The sequence below is a fragment of the Corynebacterium sp. KPL3927 genome, assembly GCF_040225835.1.
GTDB lineage: Bacteria > Actinomycetota > Actinomycetes > Mycobacteriales > Mycobacteriaceae > Corynebacterium.
In genome coordinates this window covers 1-5,379 of the sequence record NZ_JBEHGD010000038.1, presented here as the reverse complement: position 1 = coordinate 5,379, position 5,379 = coordinate 1, and the positions used below count along the sequence as shown (strand labels likewise).

Annotated in this window: 2 rRNA genes; both read left to right on the top strand. The window is 52.8% G+C overall.

The window, feature by feature from the left end:
* Positions 1–276: 276 nt before the first annotated feature.
* Positions 277–1,795 (top strand): 16S ribosomal RNA (locus ABRP86_RS11345).
* A gap of 517 nt (positions 1,796–2,312) precedes the next feature.
* Positions 2,313–5,379: ribosomal RNA gene (locus tag ABRP86_RS11340) — 23S ribosomal RNA — on the top strand; the annotation flags it as partial.

Below are 5,379 nucleotides of genomic sequence, written 5' to 3'. Positions count from 1 at the left end.
GGTTTGTTGGTTGGTGTGTGCCGGTAAGGTGTTGGAATACGCATCTTTTTGAATACTGTTTAGTGTTTCGGCTGCATTGATGGATTGGTTGGCATGTGATTGTGTTCAACTTTTTGTCTCCCTTTTTTGCCCCGTCGGGTTGGGGAGGCAGTGATTTTTTCTTTGTAGTAATTTTTGGACGCCAGCATGAGCCTTTATTGGTTTGTGGTGGTTTGTTCTTTTGGTTAGGTTTGGGCTTTTCACGGCCTTTTCAGGATTTTGTTGTTCTGAAATTTTTTTGTGGAGAGTTTGATCCTGGCTCAGGACGAACGCTGGCGGCGTGCTTAACACATGCAAGTCGAACGGAAAGGCCCTGCTTGCAGGGTACTCGAGTGGCGAACGGGTGAGTAACACGTGGGTGATCTGCCCTGCACTTCGGGATAAGCTTGGGAAACTGGGTCTAATACCGGATAGGACCGCACTTTAGTGTGTGTGGTGGAAAGTTTTTTCGGTGTAGGATGAGCTCGCGGCCTATCAGCTTGTTGGTGGGGTAATGGCCTACCAAGGCGGCGACGGGTAGCCGGCCTGAGAGGGTGTACGGCCACATTGGGACTGAGATACGGCCCAGACTCCTACGGGAGGCAGCAGTGGGGAATATTGCACAATGGGCGCAAGCCTGATGCAGCGACGCCGCGTGGGGGATGAAGGCCTTCGGGTTGTAAACTCCTTTCGCTAGGGACGAAGCTTTGTTGTGACGGTACCTAGATAAGAAGCACCGGCTAACTACGTGCCAGCAGCCGCGGTAATACGTAGGGTGCGAGCGTTGTCCGGAATTACTGGGCGTAAAGGGCTCGTAGGTGGTTTGTCGCGTCGTCTGTGAAATTCTGGGGCTTAACTCCGGGCGTGCAGGCGATACGGGCATAACTTGAGTGCTGTAGGGGTAACTGGAATTCCTGGTGTAGCGGTGAAATGCGCAGATATCAGGAGGAACACCGATGGCGAAGGCAGGTTACTGGGCAGTTACTGACGCTGAGGAGCGAAAGCATGGGTAGCGAACAGGATTAGATACCCTGGTAGTCCATGCCGTAAACGGTGGGCGCTAGGTGTGAGGGTCTTTCTACGACTTTCGTGCCGTAGCTAACGCATTAAGCGCCCCGCCTGGGGAGTACGGCCGCAAGGCTAAAACTCAAAGGAATTGACGGGGGCCCGCACAAGCGGCGGAGCATGTGGATTAATTCGATGCAACGCGAAGAACCTTACCTGGGCTTGACATACACCAGATCGCTGCAGAGATGTAGTTTCCCTTTGTGGTTGGTGTACAGGTGGTGCATGGTTGTCGTCAGCTCGTGTCGTGAGATGTTGGGTTAAGTCCCGCAACGAGCGCAACCCTTGTCTTATGTTGCCAGCATTTGGTTGGGGACTCATGAGAGACTGCCGGGGTTAACTCGGAGGAAGGTGGGGATGACGTCAAATCATCATGCCCCTTATGTCCAGGGCTTCACACATGCTACAATGGTCGGTACAATGCGCTGCGACACTGTGAGGTGGAGCGAATCGCTGAAAGCCGGCCTTAGTTCGGATTGGGGTCTGCAACTCGACCCCATGAAGTCGGAGTCGCTAGTAATCGCAGATCAGCAATGCTGCGGTGAATACGTTCCCGGGCCTTGTACACACCGCCCGTCACGTCATGAAAGTTGGTAACACCCGAAGCCGGTGGCCTAAACGTGTTAGGGAGCCGTCGAAGGTGGGATCGGCGATTGGGACGAAGTCGTAACAAGGTACCCGTACCGGAAGGTGCGGGTGGATCACCTCCTTTCTAAGGAGCTTTTTTATTGGGCTGCAGTTGCAGCCAATGGCCCACAGTTGTGGGTTGCCCACACATTGTTTGATGGTGGGTTGGTGGTTGAGTAGGCGAGTGTTCTGCTGCCACCGTGTTATGGAAATTCCGGGTAGGACATGCACCGTAATCAGCAGGCTCAAGTGTTGAGACAGTGCTTTGTGACATGCGTAAAAGTGTCCATGTATACAAAATATAATGTTGTGAATAAGTTGTTGGTGCATTGTTGGGTGTCTGGGGCATTATCCCCTTTTTTTGTGTGCCTGACTGGTTGATGGATGCCGTCTGTTGTGGTGGTGTTTGTTGTCAGTTGGGGTGTTGTGTGAGAACTGTATAGTGGACGCGAGCATCTGCATGATGCCACTTGCTTTTGTGGGTGGTGTTGTGTGTGTGATGTGATTTTTCTTTTTGTTTATTTTGTCAAGTTCACTTGTTGCTGCTGCATATGGCTGCGTGACCTTTTTGTTGGTTGTGTGGTTTGTGTGTGGTGGTTGGTGTGTTCGTTATTTCGGGCGCATGGTGGATGCCTTGGCATGCTGAGCCGATGAAGGACGTGTAAGGCTGCGTTAAGCCTCGGGGAGTTGTCAATAAAGCGTTGATCCGAGGATGTCCGAATGGGGAAACCTGGCCCTGGTTATGTGGGGTTACCCTTCAGTGAATTCATAGCTGTTGTGGGGGTTACGCGGGGAAGTGAAACATCTCAGTACCCGTAGGAGGAGAAAATAATAATGATTCTGCTAGTAGTGGCGAACGAACGTGGATGAGGCTAAACCGTGTGCATGTGATACCTGGTAGGGGTTGTGTGTGCGGTGTTGTGGGGCCTAGCTGTGTGTCAACTACCAGTGGCACGCCCTTTTTGCATTGTTGTTAGGTGAAGTGGTTTGGAATGGCCTGCCGGAGTAGGTGAGAGTCCTGTAGCTGAAGATGATGATGTGGGGGTTGTTGGGTTCCCGAGTAGCAACGGGCTCGTGGAATCTGTTGTGAATCTGCCGGGACCACCCGGTAAGCCTAAATACTCAGTGTGACCGATAGTGGATAGTACCGTGAGGGAATGGTGAAAAGTACCCCGGGAGGGGAGTGAAATAGTTCCTGAAACCATGTGCTTACAATCCGTCAGAGCACTTTTTATTGTGTGATGGCGTGCCTTTTGAAGAATGAGCCTGCGAGTCAGCGGCATGTCGCGAGGTTAACCCGTGTGGGGTAGCCGTAGGGAAACCGAATCCTAATGGGGTGGTAAGTGGCATGTCCTGGACCCGAAGCGGGGTGATCTACCCATGGCCAGTGTGAAGCAGCTGTAAGAGGTTGTGGAGGCGCGAACCCACGTAGGTTGAAAACTGCGGGGATGAGCTGTGGGTAGGGGTGAAAGGCCAATCAAACTCCGTGATAGCTGGTTCTCCCCGAAATGCATTTAGGTGCAGCGTCGTATGAGCTTGGTGGAGGTAGAGCGACTGGTTGGTTGAGCGGGACTACAATCTTAGCAATGTCAGCCAAACTCCGAATGCCATCAATTGTGTTGTGCGGCAGTGAGACTGTGGGGGATAAGCTTCATAGTCGAGAGGGAAACAGCCCAGATCGCCGGTTAAGGCCCCTAAGGGTGTACTAAGTGGAAAAGGATGTGGGATCGCGAAGACAGCCAGGAGGTTGGCTTAGAAGCAGCCATCCTTGAAAGAGTGCGTAATAGCTCACTGGTCGAGTGGTTCTGCGCCGACAATGTAGTGGGGCTCAAGTACACCGCCGAAGCCGCGGCAAGCAACATTTTTTGTTGTTTGGGTAGGGGAGCGTCGTGCATGGGTGGAAGCGTTACCGTGAGGAGGCGTGGACTGTGTGCGAGTGAGAATGCAGGCATGAGTAACGAATTGTAAGGTGAGAATCCTTACCGCCGGATGACTAAGGGTTCCTGGGTCAAGTTCGTCTTCCCAGGGTGAGTCGGGACCTAAGGCGAGGCCGACAGGCGTAGTCGATGGATAACCAGTTGATATTCTGGTACCCGTACATGTGCGCCCATGATAAAGCACGGATACTAACCACTGCGGATACGCTACTTTATGCTCTTTGAGTGTTGGTGGTGTTGATGTCGTGGGGCCTGATGTGTGGTTCAAGTGATGGGGTGACGCAGTGAGGTAGCCGCGCCACTTAGTGGATTGGTGGTGTAAGCGTGTAGGCCGTGTGGTAGGTAAATCCGCCGCACAGTGTGGTTGAGGCGTGATGCGTAGACCCTACAAGGGTTGATGGTGGTGATCCTGTACTGTCGAGAAAAGCCTCTAGCGAGTGTGTGTATGGCCCGTACCCTAAACCGACACAGGTGGTCAGGTTGAAGATACTAAGGCGTTCGGGTGAACTGTGGTTAAGGAATTCGGCAAAATGCCCCCGTAACTTCGGGAGAAGGGGGGCCCTGTGACGTGAAGACCCTTGCGGTTGGAGTGTTGTGGGGTCGCAGAGAATAGAGGGAAGCGACTGTTTATCAAAAACACAGGTCCATGCGAAGACGTTAAGTTGATGTATATGGACTGACGCCTGCCCGGTGCTGGAAGGTTAAGAGGACCGGTTAGTAACTTTTTTGGTTGCGAAGCTGAGAATTTAAGCCCCAGTAAACGGCGGTGGTAACTATAACCATCCTAAGGTAGCGAAATTCCTTGTCGGGTAAGTTCCGACCTGCACGAATGGCGTAACGACTTCTCTGCTGTCTCGACCACAGGCCCGGTGAAATTGCATTACGAGTAAAGATGCTCGTTACGCGCGGCAGGACGAAAAGACCCCGGGACCTTCACTATAGCTTGGTATTGGTGTTTGGTTCGGTTTGTGTAGGATAGGTGGGAGACTGTGAAATCATCACGCTAGTGGTGGTGGAGTCGTTGTTGAAATACCACTCTGATCGGATTGAGCATCTAACCTTGGCCCATGATCTGGGTTGGGGACAGTGCCTGGTGGGTAGTTTAACTGGGGCGGTTGCCTCCCAAAATGTAACGGAGGCGCCCAAAGGTTCCCTCAGCCTGGTTGGCAATCAGGTGGTGAGTGTAAGTGCACAAGGGAGCTTGACTGTGAGACAGACATGTCGAGCAGGGACGAAAGTCGGGACTAGTGATCCGGCACCTACTTGTGGATGTGGTGTCGCTCAACGGATAAAAGGTACCCCGGGGATAACAGGCTGATCTTCCCCAAGAGTCCATATCGACGGGATGGTTTGGCACCTCGATGTCGGCTCGTCGCATCCTGGGGCTGGAGTAGGTCCCAAGGGTTGGGCTGTTCGCCCATTAAAGCGGCACGCGAGCTGGGTTCAGAACGTCGTGAGACAGTTCGGTCTCTATCCGCCGCGCGCGTTGAAACTTGAAGAAGGCTGTCCCTAGTACGAGAGGACCGGGACGGACGTACCTCTAGTGTGCCAGTTATCCCGCCAGGGGTAGTGCTGGTTGGCTACGTACGGGAGGGATAACCGCTGAAAGCATCTAAGCGGGAAGCCTGTTTTAAGATGAGGTTTCTTTTGAGGTCCCCTAAAGACTATGGGGTAGATAGGCCAGACTTGGAAGCATTGTAAGGTGTGAAGGCTACTGGTACTAATTGACCAA